Source organism: Micromonospora sp. AP08 (assembly GCF_008085935.1).
GTDB classification, from domain to species: Bacteria; Actinomycetota; Actinomycetes; order Mycobacteriales; family Micromonosporaceae; genus Micromonospora; species Micromonospora chersina.
In genome coordinates, this window is sequence record NZ_VSEZ01000014.1 from 82,153 (window position 1) to 107,223 (window position 25,071).

The 25,071-nt window shown below is 73.2% G+C and carries 20 protein-coding genes; 16 read left to right on the forward strand and 4 right to left on the reverse strand.

Features of this window, described 5'->3' with window-relative positions; genetic code table 11:
- Positions 1-5: 5 nt before the first annotated feature.
- Complete coding sequence (locus FXF50_RS22355) at positions 6-2,432, reverse strand: M28 family peptidase (protein ID WP_255510148.1); 2,427 nt, start codon at positions 2,430-2,432, stop codon at positions 6-8.
- A 314-nt stretch (positions 2,433-2,746) separates the two neighbouring features.
- Here FXF50_RS22355 and FXF50_RS22360 point away from each other — a divergent pair, with 314 nt between their 5' ends.
- The 7 genes from FXF50_RS22360 (at position 2,747) to FXF50_RS22390 (ending at position 11,445) form a co-directional block, all read left to right on the forward strand.
- The gene (locus FXF50_RS22360; protein ID WP_187399769.1) at positions 2,747-3,940 is read left to right on the forward strand and encodes a PP2C family protein-serine/threonine phosphatase; all 1,194 of its coding nucleotides are present in this window, start codon (positions 2,747-2,749) and stop codon (positions 3,938-3,940) included.
- Complete coding sequence (locus FXF50_RS22365; RefSeq protein WP_148430839.1) at positions 3,937-5,676, forward strand: ATP-binding protein; 1,740 nt, start codon at positions 3,937-3,939, stop codon at positions 5,674-5,676. Before FXF50_RS22360 ends, FXF50_RS22365 begins: the two co-directional genes overlap by 4 nt.
- Positions 5,673-6,125 (forward strand): response regulator, encoded by a 453-nt coding sequence (locus FXF50_RS22370; RefSeq protein ID WP_148430840.1) that lies wholly within the window; start codon positions 5,673-5,675, stop codon positions 6,123-6,125. The genes FXF50_RS22365 and FXF50_RS22370 overlap by 4 nt, the downstream gene beginning before the upstream one ends.
- The gene (locus tag FXF50_RS22375; protein WP_148430841.1) at positions 6,118-6,927 is read left to right on the forward strand and encodes an inositol monophosphatase family protein; all 810 of its coding nucleotides are present in this window, start codon (positions 6,118-6,120) and stop codon (positions 6,925-6,927) included. The genes FXF50_RS22370 and FXF50_RS22375 overlap by 8 nt, the downstream gene beginning before the upstream one ends.
- Positions 6,928-7,120: 193 nt before the next feature.
- Positions 7,121-8,161 carry a hypothetical protein gene (locus FXF50_RS22380; RefSeq protein ID WP_148430842.1) on the forward strand — a complete coding sequence of 347 codons (1,041 nt, stop codon included), beginning with the start codon at positions 7,121-7,123 and terminating at the stop codon, positions 8,159-8,161.
- Positions 8,162-8,197: 36 nt separating this feature from the next.
- On the forward strand, positions 8,198-9,751 hold the full coding sequence (locus FXF50_RS22385; protein ID WP_148430843.1) for a fused MFS/spermidine synthase: 1,554 nt from the start codon (positions 8,198-8,200) through the stop codon (positions 9,749-9,751).
- Positions 9,752-9,822: 71 nt separating this feature from the next.
- Complete coding sequence (locus tag FXF50_RS22390) at positions 9,823-11,445, forward strand: serine/threonine-protein kinase (protein ID WP_148430844.1); 1,623 nt, start codon at positions 9,823-9,825, stop codon at positions 11,443-11,445.
- A gap of 50 nt (positions 11,446-11,495) precedes the next feature.
- On the opposite strand, the gene FXF50_RS22395 is transcribed toward FXF50_RS22390, so the two are convergent.
- Together FXF50_RS22395 and FXF50_RS22400 are read right to left on the reverse strand one after the other, a co-directional pair.
- Positions 11,496-12,164, reverse strand: a complete 669-nt coding sequence (locus FXF50_RS22395) for a TrkA family potassium uptake protein (protein WP_148430845.1) — start codon at positions 12,162-12,164, stop codon at positions 11,496-11,498.
- Entirely contained in the window at positions 12,154-13,488 is a 1,335-nt protein-coding gene (locus FXF50_RS22400; protein ID WP_148430846.1) for a TrkH family potassium uptake protein, read from the reverse strand. The genes FXF50_RS22395 and FXF50_RS22400 overlap by 11 nt, the downstream gene beginning before the upstream one ends.
- Here FXF50_RS22400 and FXF50_RS22405 point away from each other — a divergent pair.
- The 8 genes from FXF50_RS22405 to FXF50_RS22445 all read left to right on the forward strand — a co-directional run bounded on the left by FXF50_RS22405 (position 13,378) and on the right by FXF50_RS22445 (position 22,234).
- Positions 13,378-14,844, forward strand: coding sequence for a glycerophosphodiester phosphodiesterase (locus FXF50_RS22405; protein ID WP_370464137.1), 1,467 nt, complete (start codon positions 13,378-13,380; stop codon positions 14,842-14,844). The genes FXF50_RS22400 and FXF50_RS22405 overlap by 111 nt on opposite strands.
- A gap of 409 nt (positions 14,845-15,253) precedes the next feature.
- Positions 15,254-16,456 carry an LPXTG cell wall anchor domain-containing protein gene (locus FXF50_RS29590; RefSeq protein WP_148430847.1) on the forward strand — a complete coding sequence of 401 codons (1,203 nt, stop codon included), beginning with the start codon at positions 15,254-15,256 and terminating at the stop codon, positions 16,454-16,456.
- Positions 16,457-16,725: 269 nt separating this feature from the next.
- Positions 16,726-17,928, forward strand: coding sequence for a substrate-binding domain-containing protein (locus FXF50_RS22420; protein WP_148430848.1), 1,203 nt, complete (start codon positions 16,726-16,728; stop codon positions 17,926-17,928).
- 3 nt (positions 17,929-17,931) lie between these two features.
- Complete coding sequence (locus FXF50_RS22425; RefSeq protein WP_148430849.1) at positions 17,932-18,675, forward strand: ABC transporter ATP-binding protein; 744 nt, start codon at positions 17,932-17,934, stop codon at positions 18,673-18,675.
- Complete coding sequence (locus tag FXF50_RS22430) at positions 18,672-19,397, forward strand: ABC transporter ATP-binding protein (RefSeq protein ID WP_148430850.1); 726 nt, start codon at positions 18,672-18,674, stop codon at positions 19,395-19,397. The genes FXF50_RS22425 and FXF50_RS22430 overlap by 4 nt, the downstream gene beginning before the upstream one ends.
- Complete coding sequence (locus tag FXF50_RS22435) at positions 19,394-20,284, forward strand: branched-chain amino acid ABC transporter permease (protein ID WP_148430851.1); 891 nt, start codon at positions 19,394-19,396, stop codon at positions 20,282-20,284. Before FXF50_RS22430 ends, FXF50_RS22435 begins: the two co-directional genes overlap by 4 nt.
- On the forward strand, positions 20,281-21,396 hold the full coding sequence (locus FXF50_RS22440; protein ID WP_148430852.1) for a branched-chain amino acid ABC transporter permease: 1,116 nt from the start codon (positions 20,281-20,283) through the stop codon (positions 21,394-21,396). The genes FXF50_RS22435 and FXF50_RS22440 overlap by 4 nt, the downstream gene beginning before the upstream one ends.
- Before the next feature lie 88 nt (positions 21,397-21,484).
- Positions 21,485-22,234, forward strand: coding sequence for an SDR family NAD(P)-dependent oxidoreductase (locus FXF50_RS22445; RefSeq protein WP_148430853.1), 750 nt, complete (start codon positions 21,485-21,487; stop codon positions 22,232-22,234).
- A 60-nt stretch (positions 22,235-22,294) separates the two neighbouring features.
- On the opposite strand, the gene FXF50_RS22450 is transcribed toward FXF50_RS22445, so the two are convergent.
- Entirely contained in the window at positions 22,295-23,128 is an 834-nt protein-coding gene (locus FXF50_RS22450) for a hypothetical protein (protein WP_148430854.1), read from the reverse strand.
- Positions 23,129-23,270: 142 nt separating this feature from the next.
- Here FXF50_RS22450 and FXF50_RS22455 point away from each other — a divergent pair, with 142 nt between their 5' ends.
- Positions 23,271-25,034 (forward strand): AfsR/SARP family transcriptional regulator, encoded by a 1,764-nt coding sequence (locus tag FXF50_RS22455; RefSeq protein ID WP_148430855.1) that lies wholly within the window; start codon positions 23,271-23,273, stop codon positions 25,032-25,034.
- Positions 25,035-25,071 lie beyond the last annotated feature (37 nt).

Sequence of the window (25,071 nt, forward strand, 5' to 3'; positions counted from 1 at the left end):
TTTTTCTACAGGGGATAGGTCCGCGCCACCGCCAGCATCTCCGAGCTGTGCGAGCCGACCACGCCGACGTCCGCCGGCCGCGCCCGGAACCCGGGCAGCCCGCCCAGCCCGTCGCTGGCGTCCATCGCGCGCAGGTTCACCTGCCCCGCCTTCGGAGCCAGCGTCAGGGTCACCTCGACGCCCTCCACCGGCGGGGCGTGGAAGACGACGCCGAAGCCCCACCGGCCGTCGCGGGCCTTGACCGGCACGTCCCGCCCCGCCACGGTCGCCGACCGGACGGTGGCGGTCGACGTGTCGACGTGCAGGGAGAGCAGCCGGACCCCCGGCCGCTGCGGCACCACGCGCACCCGCAGCACCCGCTGGTCACCGGAGCGGGTGTCGGAGAGCAGCTCCAGCGCCGGCGCGGGCAGGCTCGCCGCCGGGGCCGGCCCGGCCCGCAGCTCCCCGTCGCCGAGGCCCGGGAAATCGTCCGAGACGTCGGCCTTCCCGCCCACGAAGCCGTCGGTCCAGGGCTGCGGGTCGTCCTCGTGGCTGAGCCACCGGGCCGTGCCCGTCCCGGCGTCGAGGGCGTACATCAAATGGGTCGGCACGGGGTGGGCGGCGTCGAAGCGGTCCACGGCCAGCCCGACCCCGGCGAGCACCACGGCCGCGAGCGCGGCGGCGCCGGCCGGCAGCGCGCCGAGCCGGCGGGCCCGCAGCGCCCCGAGGCCGCGCTGGCCGCCGGCCTGCGGGTGCAGCAGGTCCACCACGGGCAGCGCGGCCAGCCCGAGCAGCACCGCGAAGAGCGCCGCCACCCCACCCATGCCCATGCCGAGCGCGGGGAAGAGCAGCACCACGGTGGGCAGCAGGATCACCACGGCCACCGCCCCGGCCAGGGTCACGGCGAGCACCGGCCACGGGCCGTCCCGCCGGGTGGCCAGCGCCGCCAGGCCGGCCACCGCGCCGGCCAGGGCCGGCAGGGTCGTCAGGTACGCGCCACCGGGCACCAGCACGGCGAGCAGCACCCCGAACAGGGCCAGCCAGACCAGCCCGCCGAAGGCCAGGGCGGCCGGGCCGGCCCAGCGGCGGGTCAGCGCGTACCAGGTGAACAGGATCGCGGCGGCGAGCGCCACCACGGCGAGCCGGTACCAGACCGGCCGGTACGGGTCGAGCAGTTCGGCGTAGCCGGGGCGGACGGTGGTGACCGCGGTCCAGAGCAGCCATGCGCCCAGCGGGGCGGCGACCACCGGCACCAGGGCCAGCCCGGCGCCGGCCGCGAGCCGTCCGGCGGTGGCCCGGCCGCGCCGGCGCAGCAACCAGCCGAGCGCGCCGACCGCGAGCAGGGCGACCAGCGTCAGCGGCAGGGTCAGCCAGCCGGGGTAGCGGACCAGCCCGCCGGGCACCGGGAAGTAGGTGTCGTCGTGGTCGGAGCCCAGGTCGCGCAGGTCGGTCCGGCCGAACTCGCGGGCCAGGCCCAGGGCGTTGTCGCCGTGCATCTGGAGGCTGCCCCGGTCCATCGCGGCCGGCACGTCGAGCGGGGTGTGGTAGACCGCGCCGCCGTCGATGTACGCCGAGTTCAGGCCGACGAACCGCCGGTCGAGGAACGCGGTGAAGTCGGTGTCGTTGGGCAGCGCCCGGTAGATCTCCACGGCGAACGAGGTGCCCACCGGGTGCGGGGCGGCCCGGCCGAAGGCCTCCACCAGCTTCGCGTTGTTCCGGGACGTCTCGAACATGATCACGGGGCCGGTGGAGCCGCGCGCCTCCAGGTTGAGCACCACGCCGCCGTCGGCGGCCAGCGGGTGGTCGGCGGCGAAGCCGGCGGCCCCACAGAGGCACGCCTCCTCCGCGTCGGTGAGCACGAGGACCACGTCGTTGCGGGGACGCGGGCCGGCGGCCAGCGCCCGGGCCACCTCCAGAACGGTGGAGGTGCCGGCCGCGTCGTCGTTGCCGCCGGGCCCGGACTGCACCGAGTCGTAGTGGGCCACCAGGAACACCCGCCCGGTGGGGTCGGTGCCGGGCAGCCGGGCCACCACGTTGCGCACCCGGGCCAGGGTCGCGCCGCCGGCCGCCCCGCTGAGCTGCCCGGCCTCCGGGGCCACGGTGTCCTGCACCTCGGTCTCCAGGCCCAGGCCGCGCAGCACGCCCACGACATGCTCGCGGACCTGGTCGTTGGCGGCGCTGCCGGCCACGTGCGGCCGCGCCGCGATGACCTTGACGTTCTGGTACGCCCGCTCGGCGCTGAACGCGTCCGCGGGCGCGTCGGCGGGGCGCGGCGCCGGGGTGGCCAGGTCGACCAGGACGCCGGCGCCGACGGCGAGCAGGGCGGCGAGCGCCGCGAGCGCGGCGGGCAGCCGCCGCCGCGGCCGGGACAGCGCCCGGTCCGCCGGCCGGGTGGGAGGGATGCCCGGCCGCGCCGGCGCACGGTCGGCGGGGCGGGTGGGGGGTACGCCCACGGATGACTCCTCGGGGTGGTTCGGGGGTGGGCATCATCCTGCACCCCCGCGGCCTGCGGCGGCACTCCCGCCGGCCGGTGCGCTCCGGTCACGGGCGGGTCGCGGCGTAACATCGGTCCCCGGCCGTGCCGCTGTCCGTGGGGTGGGTTTCGCTCGCCCCGCCCGCGCCGACTCCGGTCGTGTTGTGTGCGACCGTTGTCTGATACAGGATCAGCAGGGCATTCGGAAGGAGCCCCGACATCACCAGCGAACTCCCGCGTCTCGCGGCGGTGACCCGGCCGCACCGGGGGACCGGCCTGCCGGGTGCCCCCGTCGTGCCGCAGGCCGGGCTCGGGCACTACGCCACCGTGCCGCCCGGCGAGCGGCTGCGGGTCCTGCTGGTCGAGGACGACGAGGGCGACGCCTTCCTGGTCGGCGAGCTGCTCGCCGAGACCAACTCGATGATCGACCTGCTGATCGCCACCAGTCTCAGCGAGGCCCGGCAGCGGGTCATGGGTGTGGACTGCGTCCTGCTCGACCTGGGTCTGCCCGACGCGCAGGGCCTGGACGGGCTCCGCCAGGTGCTGGAGATGGCCAGCGGGGCGGCGGTCTGTGTGCTCACCGGCCGCTCCGACGAGCACCTGGGCATCGTCGCGGTCGCCGAGGGTGCGCAGGACTATCTGGTCAAGGGGCAGGTCGACGGGGTCCTGCTGACCCGGGCGCTGCGCTACGCGGTCGAGCGCAAGCGGGCGGACGAGAACGCCCGCCGGTTGCGCGAGGTGGAGCTGCGCCAGGCCGAGTCGGCGCGCCTGGAGCGCGGCCTGCTGCCCCAGCCGCTGATGACCACCGACCAGGTGTCGGTGCACACCTTCTACCGGCCGGGCCGGCACGCCGCGCTGATCGGCGGCGACTTCTACGACGTGGTGCAGACCCGGCCGGACCGGATCGACCTGATCGTCGGCGACGTCTGCGGCCACGGCGTGGACGAGGCCGCCCTCGGCGTCGAGCTGCGGGTCGCCTGGCGGGCCCTCGTCCTGGCCGGGGTGCCGGACGACGAGGTGCTGCCGGCGCTGGAGCAGGTGCTGATGAGCGAGCGCCGGCTCCAGGAGATCTTCGCCACGGTGGCCACCGCCCGGCTCGACCTGGCCGCCGACCGGGCCACCGTGCGACTCGCCGGTCATCCGCCGCCGCTGCTGCTCAGCGGGGGTAAGGTCGCCCCGGTGCCGGCCAAGGGCGGTCTGCTGCTGGGCGTACGGCCGCGCCGACCCGTTGCCTTCGATCTGGAGTTCGACACCGATGACTGGTCCCTGCTGATGTACACCGACGGCCTCATCGAGGGTCGGGTGGGCACCGGTGACGACCGGCTGGACGTGCCGGGGCTGACCGACCTGCTCGCCGACCCCGCCAACCGCGCGGTGCCCCTGGCCGAGCTGCCCGCCTGGCTGGTCGGCCGCGCCGAGCAGCTCAACGGCGGCCCGCTCGCCGACGACGTGGCGATGCTGCTCGTCACCCGTGGCGGCGGCCGGTGAAGGCGTACCAGCAGGGGTGGACCCTGCGACGGCGGGTCGGCGCGCTGCTCGGCGTGGTGCTGGTGCTGCTGCTCGGGCTGGCCGCGGCCGAGGCGACCCTCGCCGCCAAGAACCGGCAGAACATCAACGCGGTGCTGCTCAAGACCGGTCCGTTGCGGGTCCAGGCGCAGGAGCTGATGAGCGCCCTGCTCGACCAGGAGACGGCCGTCCGCGGCTACGCGGTGAACGCCGACCGCAAGGACCTGGAGCCCTACCAGGTGGGTGTGGACCGGGAGCGGGACACCTTCGCCCAGATGCGGAAGCTGGCCGTCAACTACCCGGACGTGCTGCGCGCGCTGGACGTCGTCGAGCAGCGGGCGGCGTCGTGGCGGTCCGCCGTCGCCGAGCCGGTGATCAGCACCACCGAGCGCAGCGGTCCGTCCGCCGGGCAGGCGCTGATCACCGACCAGACCCGGCAGCAGTTCGACGGCATCCGGTCCGCGGTGGACGGCCTCCAGGGCGAGATCCTCAAGGTCCGGCAGAAGACCGCCGACAAGGTCAACGCGACCAGCAACGTGCTGGTGGTGCTCCTGATCGTCGCGGCCCTCGTGGTGGCGGTGGCCGGCGCGGTGCTGCTGCTCTCGCTGGACCGGATGCTGATCCGGCCGCTGGCCGGCCTGGTCGGTCAGGTACGCGAGGTCGCCTCGGGCGACTACCGGCACCGGATCGAGGGGTCCGGGCCGCCGGAGTTCCGCCTGCTCGCCGACGACATCGACATCATGCGGCAGAAGATCGCCCGGGAGTTGGACGAGGTACGCGAGGCCCGCGAGCGCATCGAGTGGGTCAACAGCCAGCTCCAGAAGCAGGCCGAGGAGCTGACCCGCTCCAACCGTGACCTGGAGCAGTTCGCGTACGTCGCCTCGCACGACCTCCAGGAGCCGCTGCGCAAGGTGGCCAGCTTCTGCCAGCTCCTCCAGCGGCGCTACTCGGGCCAGCTCGACGAGCGGGCCGACCAGTACATCGCCTTCGCGGTGGACGGCGCGCAGCGGATGCAGCGGTTGATCAACGACCTGCTCGCGTTCTCCCGGATCGGCCGGCTCACCACCGGCTTCACCGAGGTCGACATGAACAAGGTGATGGGCGACGTGGCCGGGCAGACCGAGGCGGCCCGGCAGTACGCCGACGCCGAGCTGACCTGGGACCGGCTGCCGGTGATCCGCGGCGAGGAGCCGCTGCTGACCAACCTGCTGGCCAACCTGGTCAGCAACTCGATCAAGTTCCGCCGGCCGGACGTGCCGCCGAAGGTGCACGTCTCCGCCCGGCTGGTCGACGACGAGTGGGAGATCAGCTGCCGGGACAACGGCATCGGGATCGAGCCGGAGTTCGCCGACAAGATCTTCGTGATCTTCCAGCGGCTGCACTCCAAGGACGCGTACCCCGGCACCGGCATCGGGTTGGCCATCGTCAAGAAGATCGTGGAATACCACGGCGGCCGGGTCTGGGTGGACACCGGGACCGCGGAGGGCACCACGATCCGGTTCACCCTCCCCGCCCTCCCGGAGGACGTCGAGGCGGCGCGGGCTGCGGAGCAGGCCCGGGTCGAGGAGTCGACCGGGGACCCGGAGGCGACCGGGGACGGCGCCGAGGACCCCGCCGTGAGTGTGGCGCGGCAGCCGGACGGCGCGGGCCGCGAAGAGACGCCCGAGGGGGCGGCCCGGGACGGTACAACGGGTGGCATGAAGGAGACGGTGGGATGACCGCGCCGGCGGACGGCAAGAGCCCGATAGAGGTCCTGCTCGTCGAGGACGACCCGGGTGACGTGCTGATGACCCAGGAGGCGTTCGAGGAGCACAAGCTCCGCAACCGCCTCACGGTCGTCTCGGACGGCGCCGAGGCGCTGGCCTACCTGCGCCGCGAGGGCCAGTACGCGGACGCGGTGACCCCCGACCTGGTCCTGCTCGACCTGAACCTGCCCCGCCGCGACGGCCGGGAGGTGCTGGCCGAGATCAAGAACGACGAGCAGCTCTGCCGGATCCCGGTCGTGGTGCTCACCACCTCGCAGGCCGACGAGGACATCCTGCGCAGCTACCAGCTGCACGCCAACGCCTACGTGACCAAGCCGGTGGACTTCGAGCGTTTCATCTCGGTGGTCCGCCAGATCGACGAGTTCTTCGTCAGCGTGGTCAAGCTGCCGCCGCGTGGCTGACCCGCTGCTGGAGGAGGTCGGCGCGCTGCTGCGGGAGGTCGCGGCCGACGTCGTGGTGCCGCTGTTCCGCCGCCTCGACGACGCCGACATCTCCGAGAAGGCCCCCGGTGAGGTGGTCACCGTCGCCGACCGCAAGGCCGAGGCGTTGATCTCGGCCGGGCTGCGCCGGCTGCGTCCCGATTCGGTGGTGGTCGGCGAGGAGGCGGTCGCCGAGGACCCGAGCCTGCTGCGGCACCTGCGGGGCGCCGGTGACGTCTGGCTGGTCGACCCGGTGGACGGCACCTCCAACTTCGCCGCCGGCCGGCGCCCGTTCGCCCTCATGGTGGCGCTGCTGACCGACGGGGTGCCGGCCGCCTCCTGGGTCTACGACCCGCTGGACGGCACGATGGCCACCTGCCGGGTGGGCGAGGGCACCTGGCTGGACGGCACGCCGGTGCGTACGACCGAGCGGGAGCCGTTGGCCGGCGCGCTGCGCGGCACCGCCATGACCCGGTTCCTGCCCCCGGACTTCCGGCGCAGCGTGGAGGCGGGCGGCGAGCGGCTGGGCGAGCTGCTGCCCGGCCAGCACTGCGCCGGCCGCGAATATCTGGACGTGCTCACCGGCGCCCAGCAGTTCGTGCTGTTCTGGCGCACCCTGCCCTGGGACCATGCCCCGGGCACACTGCTGGTCCGGGAGGCCGGCGGGGTGGCGCGCCGTTTCGACGGCACCGACTACCACCCGGCCGACGACGGCAAGGGCCTGCTGGTCGCGGCCAGCGAGGAGATCTGGGACGAGGTCCGGGCCGCCCTGCTGGGCGGCTGACCGTGCGGTCCGCGACGGCCCCGGCACGGTCCGTCGACGATCGGCGTCCGCCGAGGTCGGGGGCATGGCGCGGAGCGGACGGTCCGGTATCGTGACCGGCGGTCTCCGCCAGCAGGCCGCCGCCCGGCGCCGGTGGAGCCGCCGCCGCGCAAGGTCGACTCGGGGGGCCGGCGGTCGACGGAAGGACCTTCACGTGCCCAGGACCAGGCTCACCCGCCGGCGCGTCCGCCGGTCGTTGTTCGCCCTGCTCGCCGCGACGGCCCTGCTGCTGGGCGCCGGTCCCGCCCCCGCCGGGGCGGCCGCCGCCGCGCCCACCCCGAGCGCCCCGAACGAGGGCGGCAGCAAGCAGCTCCGGGCGGCCCTGGAGGCGGCGGCGAAGGGCCACATCGAGGCCAAGAACCGGCTCGACAACTCCAAGCGCCGGCAGGCCGTGCTGACCGGCCAGCTCAAGCAGCTGGAGGTACGCCTGGTCGAGCTGACCGCGCAGGTCGGCGAGGTGGCCGGGCAGTCCTACCGGCTGGGCCGGTTGACCCCGGTGTCGATGCTGCTGGCCAGCTCCGACCCGGACGCGTTCCTTCAGCGGGCGGCCGAGCTGGACATGATGGCCCAGCGGGACAGCAAGCGCCTGCACGACCTCACCGAGGCGAAGGCCCAGGCGGCCGAGGCCAAGGTGGCCATCGACACGGAGGTCCGGGAGCAGCAGAAGCAGCTCGCCGTGCTGGCCAAGAAGAAGCGGGACGCCGAGGTGGCGCTCGCCAAGGTCAGCTCCGGCTCCGGTTCCGGTTTCAGCGGCGGCTCGTCGTCGGCCAAGCCGGCGCCTCGCAACCCGGACGGCTCGTGGCCGTCGGAGTCCTGCTCGGTGAACGACCCGACGCCGGCCGACGGCTGCATCACCCCGCGCACCCTGCACATGCTCCAGCAGGCCCAGGCGGCCGGCTACAAGCGCTACGCCTCCTGTTTCCGCAGCGGCGGGGACGGCGAGCATCCCAAGGGCCGGGCCTGCGACTTCTCCGCCGCCGCCGGCGGCTTCGAGGACGTCACCGCGACCGGCGGTGACAAGGCGTACGGGGACAGCCTCGCCTCCTGGGCCAAGAACAACGCCAGCCGGCTCGGCATCATGTACGTCATCTGGTACCGCCAGATCTGGATGCCGAACACCGGTTGGCGGGCGTACAGCGGGGGCGGCAGCCCTGCCGCGGACCACACAAACCATGTTCACATCTCGATGTATTGACCTCTCCGTCGAGGAACGCTGCGTAGCATCGCCACGGTGAGCAGCACATCGTCCGACGTCGTCGCGGAGCCGGCGCCGACCGCGCCGGTCCCGCCCCGGGCCCTGCCGAACGGGCTCGCCGCGTTCCTGGTCTTCCTCTCCAGCGGGGCGGTGCTGGTGCTGGAGACGGTCTCGCTCCGCCTGGTCGGCCCGTACGTCGGAGTGACCCTCCAGGTGACCAGCTCGGTGATCGGCATGGCGCTGGGCGCCATCGCCTACGGGGCGTGGATGGGCGGCTGGCTGGCCGACCGGCGGGACCCGCGCACCCTGCTCGCCCCCGCCCTGGTGCTGGCCGGCATCGCCACCGCGGTCACCCTGCCGGTGGTCCGGTACGCCGGTGAGGTCCTGCGCGGCGGGGCGGCGAGCGCGGTGCTCCTGCTGACCGCGCTGGCGGTGCTGCTGCCGGCGGCGCTGCTGGCCGGGGTCACCCCGCTGGTCGTGAAGCTCCAGCTCGCCGACCTGCGCCGCACCGGCCAGGTGGTCGGCCGGCTCTCCGGCATCGGCACCCTGGGCGGCATCACCGCCACCCTGGCCACCGGTTTCGTGCTGGTGGCGGCGCTGCCCAGCACCGTCATCGTGCTGGCGCTGGCCGGCGTGCTGGGGGTGACCGGGCTGGTGCTGGGGGCGTATCTGCGCCGGGGGTCGGGGACGGGGCTGCCCGGTCCGACCCGGGCGAAGGCGGCCCTGGCGGTGCTCGGCCTGGCCGGGGCCGGCCTGTCCGCGGTCGCCCCGAACCCGTGCGACGTGGAGACCGCGTACCACTGCGCCCGGGTGGAGGTGGACGGGCAGTGGACCCAGGGGCGGACGCTCTACCTCAACTCGGCGGAGCACTCGTACGTGGACCTGGCCGACCCGACCCACCTGAAGTACGCGTACACGCAGTGGATCGGCCTGGTCGCGGACCTGGCCCGGCCGCCGAAGCAGCGGATGGACGCGCTGCATCTGGGCGGCGGCGGCTTCACCATGCCGCGCTACCTGGCCGCCACCCGGCCGGGCAGCGACAACCTCGTCTTCGAGATCGACGGCGGCCTGGTCGAGCTGGACCGGCGGGAGCTGGGCGTGCGCACCGGGCCGCAGTTGCGCGCCCGGGTGGGTGACGCGCGGGTGCTGCTCGGCGCCGAGTCCACCGACAGCCGCGACTTCGTCGTCGGTGACGCCTTCGGTCATTTGGTGGTGCCCTGGCACCTGGCCACCAGGGAGATGGCCGCCGACATCCGCCGGGTGCTCCGCCCGGACGGCATCTACGTGCAGAACGTCATCGACTACCCGCCGGGCCGGTTCATCCGGGCGGAGCTGGCCACCGTCGCCGCCGAGTTCCGCAACGTCGCGCTGATCGCCCCGCCCGGCGCGATCGCCGGGCAGGCCGGCGCGAACTTCCTCATCGTGGCCTCGGACGCGCCGCTGCCGCTGGACGGTATCCCGGCCCAGCTGCGGCTGCTCCCCGAGCCGGCCCGGCTGCTGCACGGCGACAGGCTGGCCGCGTTCGTGGGGGACGCGCAGGTGCTCACCGACGACTTCGCCCCGGTGGACCAGCTCCTGGCGACCGCCTGAACGGGTGACTTTGCTGACCGATTTCGACCGGTGAGGTGTACGAGGGCCGACCTCGGGCAACTGGACCGACCATGGGTGCAGGGGTCAGGAACGGCGCGCAGCTGCTCGGCGAGCGGTACCGGCTGGTCGAGCAGCTCGGCGCGGGGGGCATGTCCGTCGTCTGGCGCGGCTACGACGAGGTGCTCGGCCGGCAGGTGGCGATCAAGGTGCTCGCCTCGCGGCTGGCGAGCGACAAGGCGTTCCGGCATCGGATCCGGATCGAGGCGCAGGCCGCGGCGCGGCTCTGCCACCCCAACATCACCAACGTGTACGACTACGGCGAGTCCGAGCAGGTCGGCCTGACCGTCCCGTACGTGGTGATGGAGCTGGTCGACGGCGGGCCGCTGAGCAGCCGGCTCGGGCGGGGCGGGCAGCTGCCCTGGCGGGAGGCGGTGACGATCGGCGCGGAGGTGGCGTCGGCGCTGGCCACCGCGCACGCCCGGGGCGTGGTGCACCGGGACGTGACCCCCGGCAACGTCATGCTCACCTCGACCGGGGTCAAGGTCGTCGACTTCGGCATCTCGGCGTTGGTGGGGGAGAGTGAGAAGGGCCCGGACGGTGCGCTGCTCGGCACGCCCGCCTACCTGGCGCCGGAGCGGCTGGACAACGGCCAGGTCTCCCCGGCCACCGACGTCTACGCGGTCGGCCTGCTGCTCTACCGGATGCTCACCGGCCGGCTGCCCTGGCAGGCCAGCACGACCACCCAGATGCTCCGCGCCCACATGTACAACGAGCCGGACCCGATGCCCCCGGTGGTGGGCCTCCCCGACGAGGTCGCCGAGCTGGTCCGGCGCTGCCTGGCGAAGCGCCCCGAGGACCGCCCGGCCACCGCCGAGGTGGCCCGTACGCTCGCCGAGGCCGCCGGGATCGCGGCGATCGTGCCGGTGTCCCCGGCGCTCGGCCAGTTCGACCCGGCGCTGATGGAGAACGCGGGCACCACCATCCTGCCCTGGTCCACGGCCACCGACGCGCTGCCCTTCTCGGTCCTCCGCACCCGTAGCCGCCGCGCCGCCGCCCGCCGCCGCAAGGTGGAGGCCGGGGTGGCCGCCGCCGGCCTCATCGCGGTCACCGCGACCCTGTGGGGGGTGACCTCGAAGAGCCCGGCCAGCGGTGGGGTCGAGCCGACGGAGGCCCGGATGGGGCTGCCCGAGCCGATCCCGTGTGCCGTCGACTACGTGCTCCGCCGCGACTCCGGCAAGGACTTCACCGCGGACCTGACCCTCACCAACACCGGCACCCGCGAGCTGCGCGACTGGACCATGAGCTTCACCTTCCCGGGCAAGCAGACGGTCGGGACGGCTCAGCCGGCGGTGCGCCAGCAGGGCAACACGGTGCTGCTCCAGGCGCCGGCCACGGAGCCCGCGCTGGCACCGGGCGCCGCGAAGAAGGTCTCGCTGACCGGCAGCTACACCGGGAGCAACCCCCTGCCGGTGGAGTTCAAGGTCGGGGACAGCACCTGCGGCGTGCAGGTGTCGGGCGTGGCCGGCTCGGTGCCGACGACGACGCCGCCGACCACCCAACCGCCGGTGAAGGCGCCCGCCAAGGTGCCTGCCAAGGCGCCCGCCAGGACCACCGCGAAGAGCGGCACCGCCGGCAGGGCCAAACCCGACAAGGCCGGCAAGGGCAAGGAGGGCGGCAAGGGAAAAGGCCGGTAGACCGGCCGAAGGGGGGTGGGCACGGCGGTAAGGGCAAGAAGAAGTGACGGTCAGCCGAGCGCGGCGAACTGCTGCACCCGGCCGATCGCGCCTTCCACGATGAGCACGCTGTCCGGCTGGAGGACGGTGTCCGGGCCGGCGTAGCGGAACGGCTCGCCGGGGGGCTTCGCGCCGATGACCATCACCCCGTACCGGTCGGTCGGGGTCAGCTCGCGCAGCGGACGGCCGACCAACGACGCGGGCACCCGGACCTTGGCGATGGCGAAGTCGTCCTCGAACTCGATGAAGTCGAGCATCCGGCTGACGATCAGGTGCGCGACCCGCTCGCCGGTCTCCGCCTCCGGGAAGATGATGTGGTGCGCGCCCACCGAGGTGAGGATCTTCGCGTGCTTCTCCGAGGTGGCCCGCGCCCAGATCTGCGGGATGCCCAACTCGGTCAGCGCCAGCACGGTGAGCACGCTCGCCTCGACCGACGCGCCGATGGCCACCACCACCCGCCGGAAGTCCGCCACGCCCACCTGCCGCAGCACGTTCTCCTCGGTGGTGTCCGCCTGCACCACCCGGTCCAGCCGGGACGCCCAGCGCTGCACCCGGTCCTGTTCGTGGTCGATGGCGAGCACGTCCTGATCGAGTTGCAGCAGCGAGCCGGCGAGCCGCGAGCCGAACCGGCCCAGGCCGATCACCACGACGCTGTTGTCGTCCGTCCTCCTAGCCGACAATGGGTTGCTCCTCCGGGTAGCGGTACAGGTGTCGCCGGGTGTTCAACGCGATAGCGGACCCGAGGGTGAGCGGGCCGACCCGGCCGATGAACATCAGCACGATGAGCACGTACTTGCCGGGCTGCGACAGTTCCGGGGCGAGGCCGGTGGACAGACCCGTGGTGCTGAACGCGGAGGTCACCTCGAACACCGCGGCGAAGTTGCGCACGTTGGCGGTGAACAGGGTCAGCAGGCTCGTGCCGAGGACCACCAGCGCCACGCTCAGCAGCGTCACGGTCAGCGCCTGGCGCTGGCTGGCCGTGGCGACCCGCCGGCCTCCCACGTTCACGTCCGGCTCGCCCCGCAGCTCCGCCCAGATCACGAAGCCGAGCAGGAAGAACGTGGAGACCTTGATGCCGCCCGCGGTGCTGGCGCTGCCGCCGCCGATGAACATCAGCACGATGAGCAGCGGGTAGCTCTCGTTGCTGAGCTTGTCCACGTTGATCACGTCGAAGCCGCCGGTGCGGCTCAGGGCGATCTGGGTGAACGACGCCAGCACCTTGCCGGGGGTGTCGTAGGTGCCGATGGTGGCCGGGTTGGTCCACTCGGAGAGCAGCAGGAAGGCGAAGCCCAACCCGATCAGCGCGACGGTGCCCCAGATGGTCAGCTTCGTGGCGACCGCCCAGCGGCTCGGACCGCGCCACTCCCGGACGGCCTCGAACAGCGCCGGGAAGCCCAGGCCGCCGATGATCGCGCCGAGGCCCAGCGGCAGCGCCACCCACGGGTCACGGGAGAAGGCGACCAGGCCGTCCGAGTAGAGGGTGAAACCGCCGTTGTTGAACGCCTGGATCGCGTGGAAGGCGGCGAACCAGAGCGCCCGCCCGGGTGGATAGTCGTAGACCAGCCAGAGCCGGCCCGTGATGATCGCGGTCATCACCGCCTCGGTGGCGAAGACCGTCGCGACGATCCGGACCAGCAGCCAGCGGACGTCGCCGATGCCGAACTCGGCGGTCTCGGCCTGCACCAGCAGCCGGTTGCGCAGGCCCAGCTGTCGGGACACCACCAGGATCACCAGCGCCGCGACGGTCAGGATGCCCAGGCCGCCGAGCTGGGTGAGCACGGTGATCATGGCCAGGCCGAACTCGTTCCAGTAGTTCGGCGTGTCGTTGACGGCCAGGCCGGTGACCGAGACCGCGGAGGTCGACGTGAACAGCGCGATGACGAACGGGGTGAAGTGGCTCTCGCTGGTGGCCCAGGGCAGCATCAGCAGGCCGGTGCCGAGCAGGATCACCGCCAGGAACCCGAACGGCACCAGCCGTACGGGGTTCCGGAGCAGGCGGCGCACCAGGTCATCTTCCGCCCGGAGATTCACCGGCAGGCCAGGAACCGACCAACTGCCGGCCAACCCGGACCGGTCTGCTGTGCGTACCCCTCGACGACAGGAGACGGCGTTGCGACGCACCCTTTCCGCCCTCGGCGTGGCCGGCGCGCTGCTCGCGGCGGCCGTGGTGGCCCCGGCGGCGCCAGCGGCTACCGCCCGGAGCACACCCTGGAGGCCTACCGGCTGGCGATCCGCCAGGGCGCCGACTTCATCGAGCCGGACCTGGTCTCGACGAAGGACGGCGTGCTGGTCGCCCGGCACGAGAACGAGATCTCGGGTACCACCGACGTGGCGGCCCACCCGGAGTTCGCCGCCCGGAAGGCGACGAAGACCATCGACGGGGTCAAGGTCACCGGCTGGTTCACGGAGGACTTCACCCTGGCCGAGCTGCGGACGCTGCGCGCCAAGGAGCGGCTGCCCCAGGTGCGGGTGGCCAACACCGCCTTCGACGGCAGGTTCCCGGTGCCGACCTTTCAGGAGGTCATCGACCTGGCCCGCGCCGAGTCGAAGGCGCGGGGCCGGACCATCGGCGTCTACCCGGAGACCAAGCACCCCAGCTACTTCGCCTCCATCGGGCTGGCGCTGGAGGAGCCGCTGGTCGCCACGCTCAAGGCCAACAAGCTGACCCACCGCAACGACCCGGTCTTCGTGCAGAGCTTCGAGACGGCCAACCTGCGCAAGCTCGACCGGATGATCGACGTGCGCCTGGTGCAGCTCATGGACGCCGCCGGCGCCCCCTACGACTTCACGGCCGGCGGTGACCCGCGTGGCTACGCCGACCTGGCCACCGCCGCCGGCCTGGCCTGGGTGGCGACCTACGCCGACGGCGTCGGCCTCAGCAAGAACCTCATCGTGCCCCGGGACGCCGCCGGCAGGCTGCTCGCGCCGACCTCGGTGATCGACGACGCGCACCGGGTGAAGCTGCTGGTGCACGCCTGGACGTTCCGCGCCGAGAACCAGTTCCTGCCGGCCGACTTCCGGATCGGCGCCGACCCGAACGCCCGCGGCGACGTCACCGCCGAGTACGAACTCTTCTTCGGCCTGGGCCTCGACGGCGCCTTCGCCGACCAGCCCGACACGGCGGGTAGCGGCGCGCGCGGGCCTCTGACCGGCGTCCGCGCCGGGGCGGCTCGGGGCCCCGGCGCGGCGCCTCTCCCGACGTGGGGTGATCAGCTGCGACCGGTCACCCCACGTGTCTTTCCGGTTCGCGGGCCTTCGTGCGGCGGGCGCGGGGATGTCGGCGAGGCGGTGCGGGCCGTCGCGTGGCGTTGCCCTGGTCGTCGCGGCCGGGCGTGGTCTTGCCGCCCGCTGACAACTTGATGACGTGGATGGATCGGGTGAGGTCGGGGTGTCCTCGCCGGAGCCTTTCGAGCTGATGTCGGGAACGATTCAAGAGCGGCCGGCTGAGCGAGGGCGCGGCGGGCGTGAGTCGTTTACGACATCAACTTTGTAGGCGTCGGGAGTTACCTCCCGGGGCGGTCGGCGACGCAGGTGCCGCGTCCCGGCTGACCGGTGATCAGCTCGCGGTCGTGCAGCAGCGACCGGCTGCTCGACGGCCGCCGGCGGTGCCCGCTCCCGGCCGACCACGACGGCGAGTGCGCCAACGTCCGTCTTCGGTGAGGATCGGAGGCGGTTCCATCGTCCGTGGGATTCGTGTCCGCTTTGCGTAACATGTCCCATTAAGGGTCGTTTCGACCCGTGTCAAGGATTCACGACACGGGGGATGTACATGAGAATTACCTCTGCGCCGAGCAGGCGGGCGAGCATCGGAGCGCGGGTGGCCGCCCTCGGGGTGCTGGCCGGCGCACTGCTGCTGGGTGGCACGCCGGCCCTGGCCGCCCAGACGATCAGGATCGATCCGGACGACGTGCCGACGCGGGCGGCGGACGCTCCCCAGTTCTGCTATCCGGGCGGCGGGCCCTTCCCGGACGAGGAGACCTGGGTGTTCGACCTCTCCGGCGACCCGGAGACGAGCGGCGTCTTCCAGTCGTTGTCGACGACGTTCCGCACGCCCGGCGGCACCGTCACGCGGCCGATCCCCGGCACGCCGAACAGCGAGATCGTCGACTTCGAGGGCGTGAGCCGCGCCTTCATCCGGCTGCCGGCCCACTGGACCCTCACCGCCGCCACCGCGGTGATCTCCGGGACGGCCGAGAACTTCGTGCTCCACCACACCTGCGCCGCCTCCGACGCGGACCCCGGCGACCCGGGCGATCCGGGTGACCCCGGCGACCCCGGCGACCCAGGTGATCCGGGGGACCCCGGCGATCCTGGGGATCCAGATGACCCCGGCGACCCGGGCGATCCCGGTGATCCGGGCGACCCCGGCCACCCGGGCCACCCCGGCCACCCCGGGGACCCGCAGGTCAGCCTGTCGATCGACAAGAAGGCCCGGGTCGAGTCGGACTGCCGCGGGCGGTGTGCGAACGACGGCTTCGCGGCCGAGGGCGACAAGATCTTCTACACCTACCGGGTGGCCAACACCGGAACCGTGCGGATCACCGACGTCGAGGTCGACGACCCGGCCGCCGGGTACGTGGCCTGCAACAGCACCACGCTGGCGCCGGGCACCAGCACGGACTGCCACGCCGTCCATCCTCACGAGGTGGACTGGCGCGACGTCAAGAACGGCAAGGTGGAGAACACCGCCGTCGCCACCGGCCGGTACCACTACCGGACCGTGGTCTCCGACCCGGTCACCGTCACGATCTGCATCCGGGACGGCAAGTACGACCACCGCAAGGACGACAAGGACGACAAGGACGGCCGGGATGACAAGGGTGGCTGGGACGGCAAGGGCGGCAAGCCCGAGCTGCCCGTCACCGGCGACAGCGTGGCACAGGCCTCCTACCTGGGTGGCGGCCTGCTGGCGGCCGGCGGCCTCCTGATCGGGCTCAGCCGGGTGCGCCGGAAGGCACGCTTCCAGCTCTGACCCCACAACCGATCGCGGCGGCCCGGCGGAACACTCCGCCGGGCCGTCGCGCGTTCCGGATCGATGGCGGGGCGCGACACAGCGGCGCCCCGCCGGGTGGTGCCCGCGGCCACCGGGCACGGGGTGGTGATCCACCGGTCGGGGGTGGTTGTAACGGCCGGCCACCCCACCCTGGTTACTTGTGTGTTTCGGCCACATAGCCCGTGCGTGACGTCACTTCTAGCGTGAGCCGACAACTGACACTTCCCCTGTCCCCACCTGGAGTCGCAATGACGATCCGGCACACGCGACGGGTGTTCCTTTCCGCCGCCACGGTGATGGCGGCCGCGCTCGCCGCCACGGCCTGTGGCAGCCCGCAGGACACCGCCTCCGGCGGCGGCGACGCCGCACCGGTCAAGGTCGGCCTCGTGTATTCCCAGTCCGGGCCGCTGGCCAGCTACGGCAAGCAGTACATCGAGGGCTTCAAGGCCGGCCTCGACTTCGCCACCAAGGGCACCGGCAAGGTCGGTGACCGGAAGATCGAGCTGACCGAGGTCGACGACGCGGGCGACCCGGCGAAGGCGGTCTCCGCGGCCAAGGACCTCATCGGCAAGGGCACGAAGATCATCGCCGGCTCCACCTCGTCCGGCGTCGCCCTCCAGGTCGCCCCGATCGCCGCGCAGAACAAGGTGCTGTTCATCTCCGGCCCGGCCGCCACCGACGCGGTGACCGGCGCGAACAAGTACACGTTCCGCTCGGGCCGGCAGTCGTACCAGGACGTGGTGACCGCCAAGTCGTTCATCGGTGACGCCGCCGGCAAGAAGGTGGTCGTCTTCGCCCAGGACGGCGCCTTCGGTGACGCGAACGAGGCCGCCGTGAAGGCCGTGATCGGCGGCGCCGGCGCGACCGTGAGCAGCGTCCGGGCCCCGGCCAGCGCGACCGAGTTCACCCCGTTCGCCAGCCAGATCAAGGCCGCCAAGCCCGACCTGCTCTTCGTGGCCTGGGCCGGCACCACCGCCCCGGCCATGTGGCAGACCCTCGACCAGCAGGGCGTGCTGGCCTCCACCACGGTCGTCACCGGCCTGGACATCCGCGCCTCCTGGCCCACCTTCGGCGCGGCCGGCAGCAAGATCTCCTTCCTGTCGCACTACTTCGACGGGGCCAGCGACACCGAGGCCGCCAAGGCCGCCAAGGCCAAGATCCCGGGCGGCGCGCTCGACCTGTTCCACCCGGACGGCTTCGCCGCCGCCCAGATGGTCGTCCGCGCCGTGCAGGAGGGCGGCGACGACGTGGACAAGATGATCAAGGCGCTGGAGGGCTGGCAGTTCGACGGCGTCAAGGGCAAGATGACCATCCGCGCCGAGGACCACGCGCTGCTCCAGCCGATGTACCAGGCGAAGCTCTCCGGCAGCGGGACCGCCTTCACGGCGGCCGCGCAGAAGACCCTGACCGGTGACGAAACCGCGCCGCCGGTCGCGCAGATGAAGGGCTGAGAAGTGCTCGCCACCCGCGGTCTGACCTGGCGGATCGGTGAGGTCGCCATCGTCGACTCCGTCTACCTCGACCTCGCGCCCGGGGAGTTCCTCGGCGTGATCGGGCCGAACGGCGCCGGCAAGACCTCCCTGTTCAACCTGATCACCGGCCTGCGCCGGCCCACCGAGGGACGGATCCTGCTGGACGGGGCGGACGTCACCGACCTCCCCCCGCACCGGCGGGCCCGGCTCGGCCTGGGACGTACCTTCCAGGCGTCCTCGGTCTTCGGTTCGCTGACGGTGCGGGAGAACGTCCGGCTCGCCGTACAGGCGCACCGGGGTGGCTCGATGAAGCTGTGGCGGCGGGCGGCGGCCGACCGGGAGGTGGCCGCCGCCGCCGACGCGGCGCTCGACCGGGTCGGCCTGCACCACCGGGGTACGGCCCTCGCGGGCACCCTGGCCCACGGCGAGAAGCGCAAGCTGGAGATCGCCCTGCTGCTCGCCGGGGAGCCCCGCGTGATGCTGCTGGACGAGCCGATGGCCGGGGTGAGCGCCGAGGACGTGCCCGAGCTGGTCAGCGTGATCAGGTCGTTGACCGGGGACAGCGGGCGGTCGGTGCTCATGGTGGAGCACCACATGGACGTGATCCTGGAGCTGGCCGACCGGATCGCCGTGATGCACCACGGCGCGCTGCTGGCCTGCGACACCCCGGACACCGTGATGGCCAACGCCACCGTGCAGGAGGCGTACCTGGGGGAATCGCTATGACCGAACCGATCCTGTCGGTGGAGGACCTGTCGGTGCGGATCGCCGGGCTGCACATCCTCCAGGGGGTGTCGTTCGAGGTCGCGCCGACCGGGGTGACCGTGCTGCTCGGCCGCAACGGCGTCGGCAAGACCACCACGCTGCGCGCGATCGTCGGGCTCACCCCGCGCAACGGCGAGGTGCGCGGCACGGTCCGGATGGGCGCGCGCAGCCTGCTGGCCCGCCCCACCCACCGCCTGGTCCGCGACGGCCTCGGCTACGTGCCGGAGGACCGCTGCGTCTTCGCCGGGCTCACCGTCACGGAGAACCTGCGGCTGGCCGAGCGGCGGGGCACGACCCCGGCGTACGACAAGGTCTATGCCCTTTTCCCCGAGCTGGACCGGCGCGGACGGCAACGGGCCGGCTCGCTCTCCGGCGGGCAGCAGCAGATGCTCGCGATCGGCCGGGTGCTGCTCAACGACAACCGGCTGCTGCTGGTCGACGAGCCGACCAAGGGGTTGGCGCCGAAGGTGGTGACCGAGGTGGCCGAGGTGCTGGAACGGGTCGCGGAATCCGTGCCGGTGCTGCTGGTCGAGCAGAACCTGGCCGTGGTGCGGCGGCTGGCGAAGGACGCCGTGGTGCTCTCCGCCGGCCGGGTCGCCTGGACCGGCGACGCGCAGGACCTGCTGCTGGAGACCGCGCTGACGAAGTCGCTGCTGGGCGTGGGCGCGGAGGTCAAGGCATGAGCACCGTGATCCTGTTGACGCTGACCGGGCTCGGCCTGGCCGCGCTCTACTTCCTGGTCGCCTCCGGCCTGTCCCTGGTCTTCGGCCTGGCCGACGTGCTCAACTTCGCGCACGGCCTCTTCCTCGGCGTGGGGGCGTACGCGACCTGGTGGGCGGCGGGCAACCTGCCCGGTGCCGGCTCGGACGGCCTCGGCTTCCTCGTGGCGGTCGCCTTCGGCGTGCTCGCCGGTGCGGTGGTGGCCGTGCTCGTCGAGCTGGTGCTGATCCGGCCGCTCTACTCCCGCACCATCGAACAGGTGCTGGTCACCGTCGGCCTGTCGCTGGCCGGGGTGGCGCTGCTCCAGGCCACCTGGGGCGCCGACGCGCGGCCGTTCCCGCGCCCCGGCTGGACCCGGGACGTGACCTCGGTGCTCGGCGCCCAGGTGCCGAACGCCGGGCTGCTGCTGATCGTCGCCGCCGCCGTGGTGCTCGGCGCGCTGCTCGCCTTCCTGCGGTTCACCCGGTACGGCCTGATCATCCGGGCCGGCGTGGAGAACCGGGAGATGGTGACCGCGCTCGGCATCGATGTGCGCAAGGCGTTCACCCTGGTCTTCGCGATCGGCGGGGCGGCCGCCGCGCTGGCCGGCGCGCTCGGCTCGGTCTACTTCGGCACCGTCTCGCCCGGGCAGGGCGGCTCGCTGCTGATCTTCGCGTTCATCGTGGTGGTGATCGGCGGCATGGGCTCGGTGGTCGGGTCCGCGTACGCGGCGGTCGCGGTGGGGCTGCTGCAACAGTTCGTCAACTACTACGGCACGTCCGGGCTGGGCGACCTCTGCGTGGTCGGCCTGCTCGCCGTGGTGCTGCTGCTGCGTCCGCAGGGCCTGGCCGGAAAGGTGGCTCACGCATGACCGAGGTCAAGAGTCCCGAGGTCCCCGCGCCGCCCGCCGCGGTGCCCGACGAGTTGACCCCCGGGCACTCCCGCTGGCACGGCCTGCGCCCGTACGCGCCGCTGGTCGCCCTCGTGGTGGCCGCGATTCTGCCCTACTCCACGGTCAACCTGCCGGGCATCTTCGAGGGGCCGCTGAACTCGCCCGGCACGCTGCAACTGCTCGCCATCTGCCTGGTCTTCGGCGGCCTGGCGGCCGGCTACGACCTGCTCTTCGGGCGGACCGGGATGCTCTCCTTCGGGCACGCCCTCTATTTCGCCGCCGGGGTCTACGGCACCGACGTGCTGGTCACCCGGGCCGGGCTGCCGCTCTGGCAGGCCGCCCTGCTGACGGTCACCGGCGGGACGATCCTCGCCGCGCTGCTGGGCGCCGTCGCGCTGCGCACGGTCGGCATCGCGTTCGCCATGGTGACGCTCGCCTTCGCCCAGGTCGGGGCGATCCTGGTGGCCCGGGACTTCGGCGGGCTCACCGGTGGCGAGGAGGGGCTGCCGCTGGACGTCTCCGGGCTGCCGGCCGCCCTCGTGGGGGTCACCAACACGGTGAACCTCTACTGGCTGGCGCTCGCGTACCTGGCCCTCGTGGTTCTCGTGGTGCACCGGGTGAGCGGCTCGCCGACCGGGCGGGTGCTGGCCGGGCTGCGCGACGACGAGCGGCGGATCGGGGTGCTGGGACTCGACCCGTACCGGTTCAAGCTTGTCGCGTTCACCCTGGCCGGCGGCCTGGCCACGGCCGGCGGGGTGGTCTACTGCCTGATCGTCGGCGGCGCCAGCCCGCACGTGACGTCGAGCGAGCTGACCCTGTCGTTGCTGGTCATGGTGGTGCTCGGCGGTCCCGGCACCCGCTGGGGCCCGGTGCTCGGCGGCATCCTCTACATGTACCTGGACCACCGCCTCACCGCCTTCGGCACCAGCGACGCGGTCAACAGCCTCCCGGCCGTCCTGAGCCACCCGCTGAGCCAGCCCCTGTTCGTCCTGGGCACGGTGTTCATCCTGGCGGTCTACTTCTTCCCCGGCGGCCTGGCCAGCCTCCGCACCCGCCTGACCCCCCTCGTAACGGCCCTCCGCCGCCGCTGACCCCCGTCCCTCGGGTGTTGATCAAGAAGTTTGCGTCGGGGAATCCGCCGTAGGATGACGCAAACTTCTTGATCAACGGGGAGGGGTCATGGGGGAGAGCAGGCTCGCCGTCGTCAGTGGGGGTGGGACCGGGATCGGGGCCGCCGTTGCGCGGGGGCTCGTGCTTGACGGGTTCGACGTGGTCATCGTGGGGCGGCGGCTCGATGTGCTGCGCGGTGCCGCCGAACAGATCTCGGCCGAGTGTGGGCGGCCGGAGGCCGTGAGCGTGGTGGCCGCTGATCTGACCGATCCGGGGCAGGTGGCGGCCGTCGTCGAGGCGGTCGGGGAGCGGACCGTCGACGCCGTGGTGAACAACGCCGGTGGTTACCTGGGCGGGGCGACCGACACGCTCGCCGACGTGGCGGGCTGGTGGCGGGCCAACCTCGACGCCAACGTGCTCACCGCGGTCCTGCTCACCGAGGCGCTGCTGCCCGCCCTGCGCCGCCCCGGCGGCCGGGTGGTGCTGCTCAGCTCGATCGCCGCCCAGCGGGGCGGCGGCGGGCCGTACTCGGCGGCGAAGGCCGCGCTGCACGGCTGGGCGTACGACCTCGCCGCCCAGCTCGGTCCGGAACAGATCACGGTCAACGTGGTCAGCCCCGGGTACGTGGCCGAGACCGAGTTCTTCGGCGACCGGATGACGCCGGAGGGGCACGCCAAGCGGGTGGCCGCCACCCTCGTCGGCCGGGCCGGCGTGCCGGACGACGTCGCGGCGGCCGTCCGCTACCTGGTCGGCCCGTCCGCCGGCTACGTCACCGGCCAGGTCCTCGGCGTCAACGGCGGCTCCGTCCTCGGCCGCTGACACATACGCGAAAGGGGCGGCGGACCCCCGTGTGGCCGCCGCCCCTCCTCGCGTCGCAGGTCAGCCGTTCAACATCTCGTACGCCGACGCGGGCGCCTTCTGCACCTCGTCGCCGGCCGGCGCGGTGAGCTTCGGCGCCTTGCCGAAGTCGAAGTACCGGGTGACCAGCTTCATGGCCTTCTGCTTGCCGGCGGCCGGGACGTCCAGCGTGAGCGAGGTGAGGTTCCCGTCCGGGCCGACGACCGCGGTGAACGGCACCTTCTTCGCCGCGTCGCCCAGCGCCGCCACGTCGACCGCGTCGAAGGCGCTCTGCACGTCGGCGTTGTCGGTCAGGTCGGCGAAGCCGGTGTACGTACCGTTGCCCTTGTCCTCGACCGTGTCCGAGGTCCGGATGATCGCGGCGGTGTTGGCCGGGTCGGCCCCCTGGTAGACGGGCGCCTCCGACCCGTCGGACAGCTTGGTCCGGTCCAGCGCCATCCAGCGCTTCGGGAGCTTCAGCATGTCGTGCAGGCCGGGCATGCCGGTCAGCTTGACCCGCATCCAGAGGTCCTTCTCGATCACCCGGAACGTCATGTTCATGGTGAACTCCGGGTCGTCGTTCTTCTGCGACATACCCAGCTCCATGCCGTGCGCCGCCGGGTCCACCACGCCCGTGAACTTGTCGGCGCCGTCCAGCGTGGAGAAGCGGAACGCCGGGTCCTTCTCGTCCGGCACGGCGGCCAGGAGCGTGGCCTTCGGGTCGGCCGACGCGGACGCGCCAGGGGTGAACTCGGCGCCCTTGGAGGCGCCGTCGCCGGTGCCGCATCCCGCGGACAGGGCGGTGGCTGTCAGCACGGCGGTCGCGAGGGCCGCGACCCGCCGGAACGTCGCGGCGGTGCCGGTACGCTGCGTCATCTTGGTTCGACTCACTTTCCCAGGTGGTTGTTGCACCGGCATTCTGGCAGGCCGTCACGGCCGTCCCGCTGCCGATATGCTGCCGTCCGACTGCCGTGGGCCGCCGCGGCGGGCGGCCGGGGGTACAGGAGCGGAAACTCGCATGTCAGAGGCGTTGCGCTTCGAGATCCTGGGCCCGCAACGGGCCTGGTACGCGGACCGCCCGCTCGACCTCGGCCCCGGCAAGCAGCGCGCCGTGCTGGCCGTGCTGCTGCTCGCCGCGGGGCGTCCCGTACCGACCGGGCAGATCGTCGACGCGGTGTGGCCCGAGGAGCCACCGGCGAACGGCCCGAACGTGGTGCAGAAGTACGTGGCCGGGCTGCGCCGGGTGCTCGAACCCGACCGGTCGCCGCGTACGCCGGGGCAGGTGCTGACCCTCACCGACGCCGGGTACGTGCTGCGGATCCCGCCGGAGGCGGTGGACGCGGTCCGCTTCGAGCGGGGCGTGCGGCGGGCCCGGCAGTGGCAGGCGGCGGGGCGTACCGAGGACGCGCTGGCCGAGGTGACCGGCGCCCTGGAACGGTGGCAGGGGGAGCCGTTCACCGGGTTCACCGGCGCGTACTTCGACGCCGCCCGGCACCGGCTGGTGGAGCTGCGGGCCGTCGCCCTGGAGACGCGCACCGAGCTGGAGCTGGCCAGCGGCCGGCACGGCGAGCTGGTCGGCCGGCTCGTCGAGCTGGTGGCCGAGTTCCCGGTCCGCGAACGGCTGCGCCACCAGCTCATGCTGGCGCTGCACCGCGGCGGCCGGCAGGCCGAGGCGCTGGCCGCCTACCGGGACTTCGCCGACCTGCTCCGCGAGGAGTACGGCATCGAGCCCGGCGAGGCGCTCCAGGACCTGCACCGGCGCATCCTCCGCTCCGACCCGAGCCTGACCCCACAGGCGCCACCGGTGTCGTCCGAGCCGCCCACCCCGCCCGCGCCGGAGGCCGTGCCGGCGCCCCGGGCCGGCGACACCCCGGACGGCACGGGCCTGCCGGACGGGTCGACATCCGCCGCACCGGAGGCGGTCGCCGTCCGGCCGGCGCCCGCCCCGACGCCGAACCCCACCGGACCGGCCCCGGCTGCCGCGCCGATCCCGCCGGCCGCGCCGGGCTGGGCCGCCGGGCCGGCCGGACCGCTGACCCCGGTGCCGCACGCCCTTCTGGTCGCCATGAACCAGCCGGCCGACGCGCCGGCCGACCGCCGGGCGCCCGGCTGGGTCCGGCTCGTCGCGACGGTCGCCGGCACCGCCACGGTGCTGGTGTCGTTCGGCTCGCTCACCTGGGCCGTGGTCCTCGGGTACGCGCTCTGGCGGCGTAGCTGGCGTCTCGCCCTGGCGGGCATCGGCTACTTCCTGCTCGTCTTCAGCGTCTTCGTCCTCGCGGTCAGCAGCCCGGAGACCGAGGAGATCAGCGACGGGGAGGCGCTCTACCTCATCGTCGCGATGGGCACCTGCTGGCTGCTCGGCATCGCGCACGTCGTGCTGCTCAACCCCACCCTCTGGGCGGCCGTCGGCGGGCTGTTCCGGACCGGCCGGCAGCGCACCGACGAGCAGCGGCGGCTGCGCCGGGAGCAGGCCCGCTACCTGCTGCACCACTATCCGGCCGCCCGGGTCGACCTGCGCATCGGCCGACCGGACCTGCTCCGCACCTACGACGACGGCGGCCTGGTCGACGTCAACGCGGTGCCCGATCCGGTGCTCGCCACGCTGCCCGGGCTGACCGCCGACCAGCGCCGCCAGGTGGCGGTCGACCGCTGGCTGCGCGGCCCGTACGGGTCGCTGGAGGAACTGGCCGGGCGGTGCCAGCTGCCACCCGCGGCGACCGAGACGCTCCGGGACGTGCTGCTCTTCCTGCCGCCCGAGCCGCCGCCCGTCCGGCACTCGTGACTCGGACCGGCGGCGGCTCGCCTGGTAGAAATGCCGG

Bases quoted from the DNA above. Each gene is read 5' to 3' on its own strand.
- FXF50_RS22370 (WP_148430840.1), top strand. From the start codon at position 5,673: ATGACCGCGCCGGCGGACGGCAAGAGCCCGATAGAGGTCCTGCTCGTC.
- FXF50_RS22390 (WP_148430844.1), top strand. From the start codon at position 9,823: ATGGGTGCAGGGGTCAGGAACGGCGCGCAGCTGCTCGGCGAGCGGTAC.
- FXF50_RS29590 (WP_148430847.1), top strand. From the start codon at position 15,254: ATGAGAATTACCTCTGCGCCGAGCAGGCGGGCGAGCATCGGAGCGCGG.
- FXF50_RS22420 (WP_148430848.1), top strand. From the start codon at position 16,726: ATGACGATCCGGCACACGCGACGGGTGTTCCTTTCCGCCGCCACGGTG.
- FXF50_RS22430 (WP_148430850.1), top strand. From the start codon at position 18,672: ATGACCGAACCGATCCTGTCGGTGGAGGACCTGTCGGTGCGGATCGCC.
- FXF50_RS22435 (WP_148430851.1), top strand. From the start codon at position 19,394: ATGAGCACCGTGATCCTGTTGACGCTGACCGGGCTCGGCCTGGCCGCG.
- FXF50_RS22440 (WP_148430852.1), top strand. From the start codon at position 20,281: ATGACCGAGGTCAAGAGTCCCGAGGTCCCCGCGCCGCCCGCCGCGGTG.
- FXF50_RS22445 (WP_148430853.1), top strand. From the start codon at position 21,485: ATGGGGGAGAGCAGGCTCGCCGTCGTCAGTGGGGGTGGGACCGGGATC.
- FXF50_RS22450 (WP_148430854.1), bottom strand. From the start codon at position 23,128: ATGACGCAGCGTACCGGCACCGCCGCGACGTTCCGGCGGGTCGCGGCC.
- FXF50_RS22455 (WP_148430855.1), top strand. From the start codon at position 23,271: ATGTCAGAGGCGTTGCGCTTCGAGATCCTGGGCCCGCAACGGGCCTGG.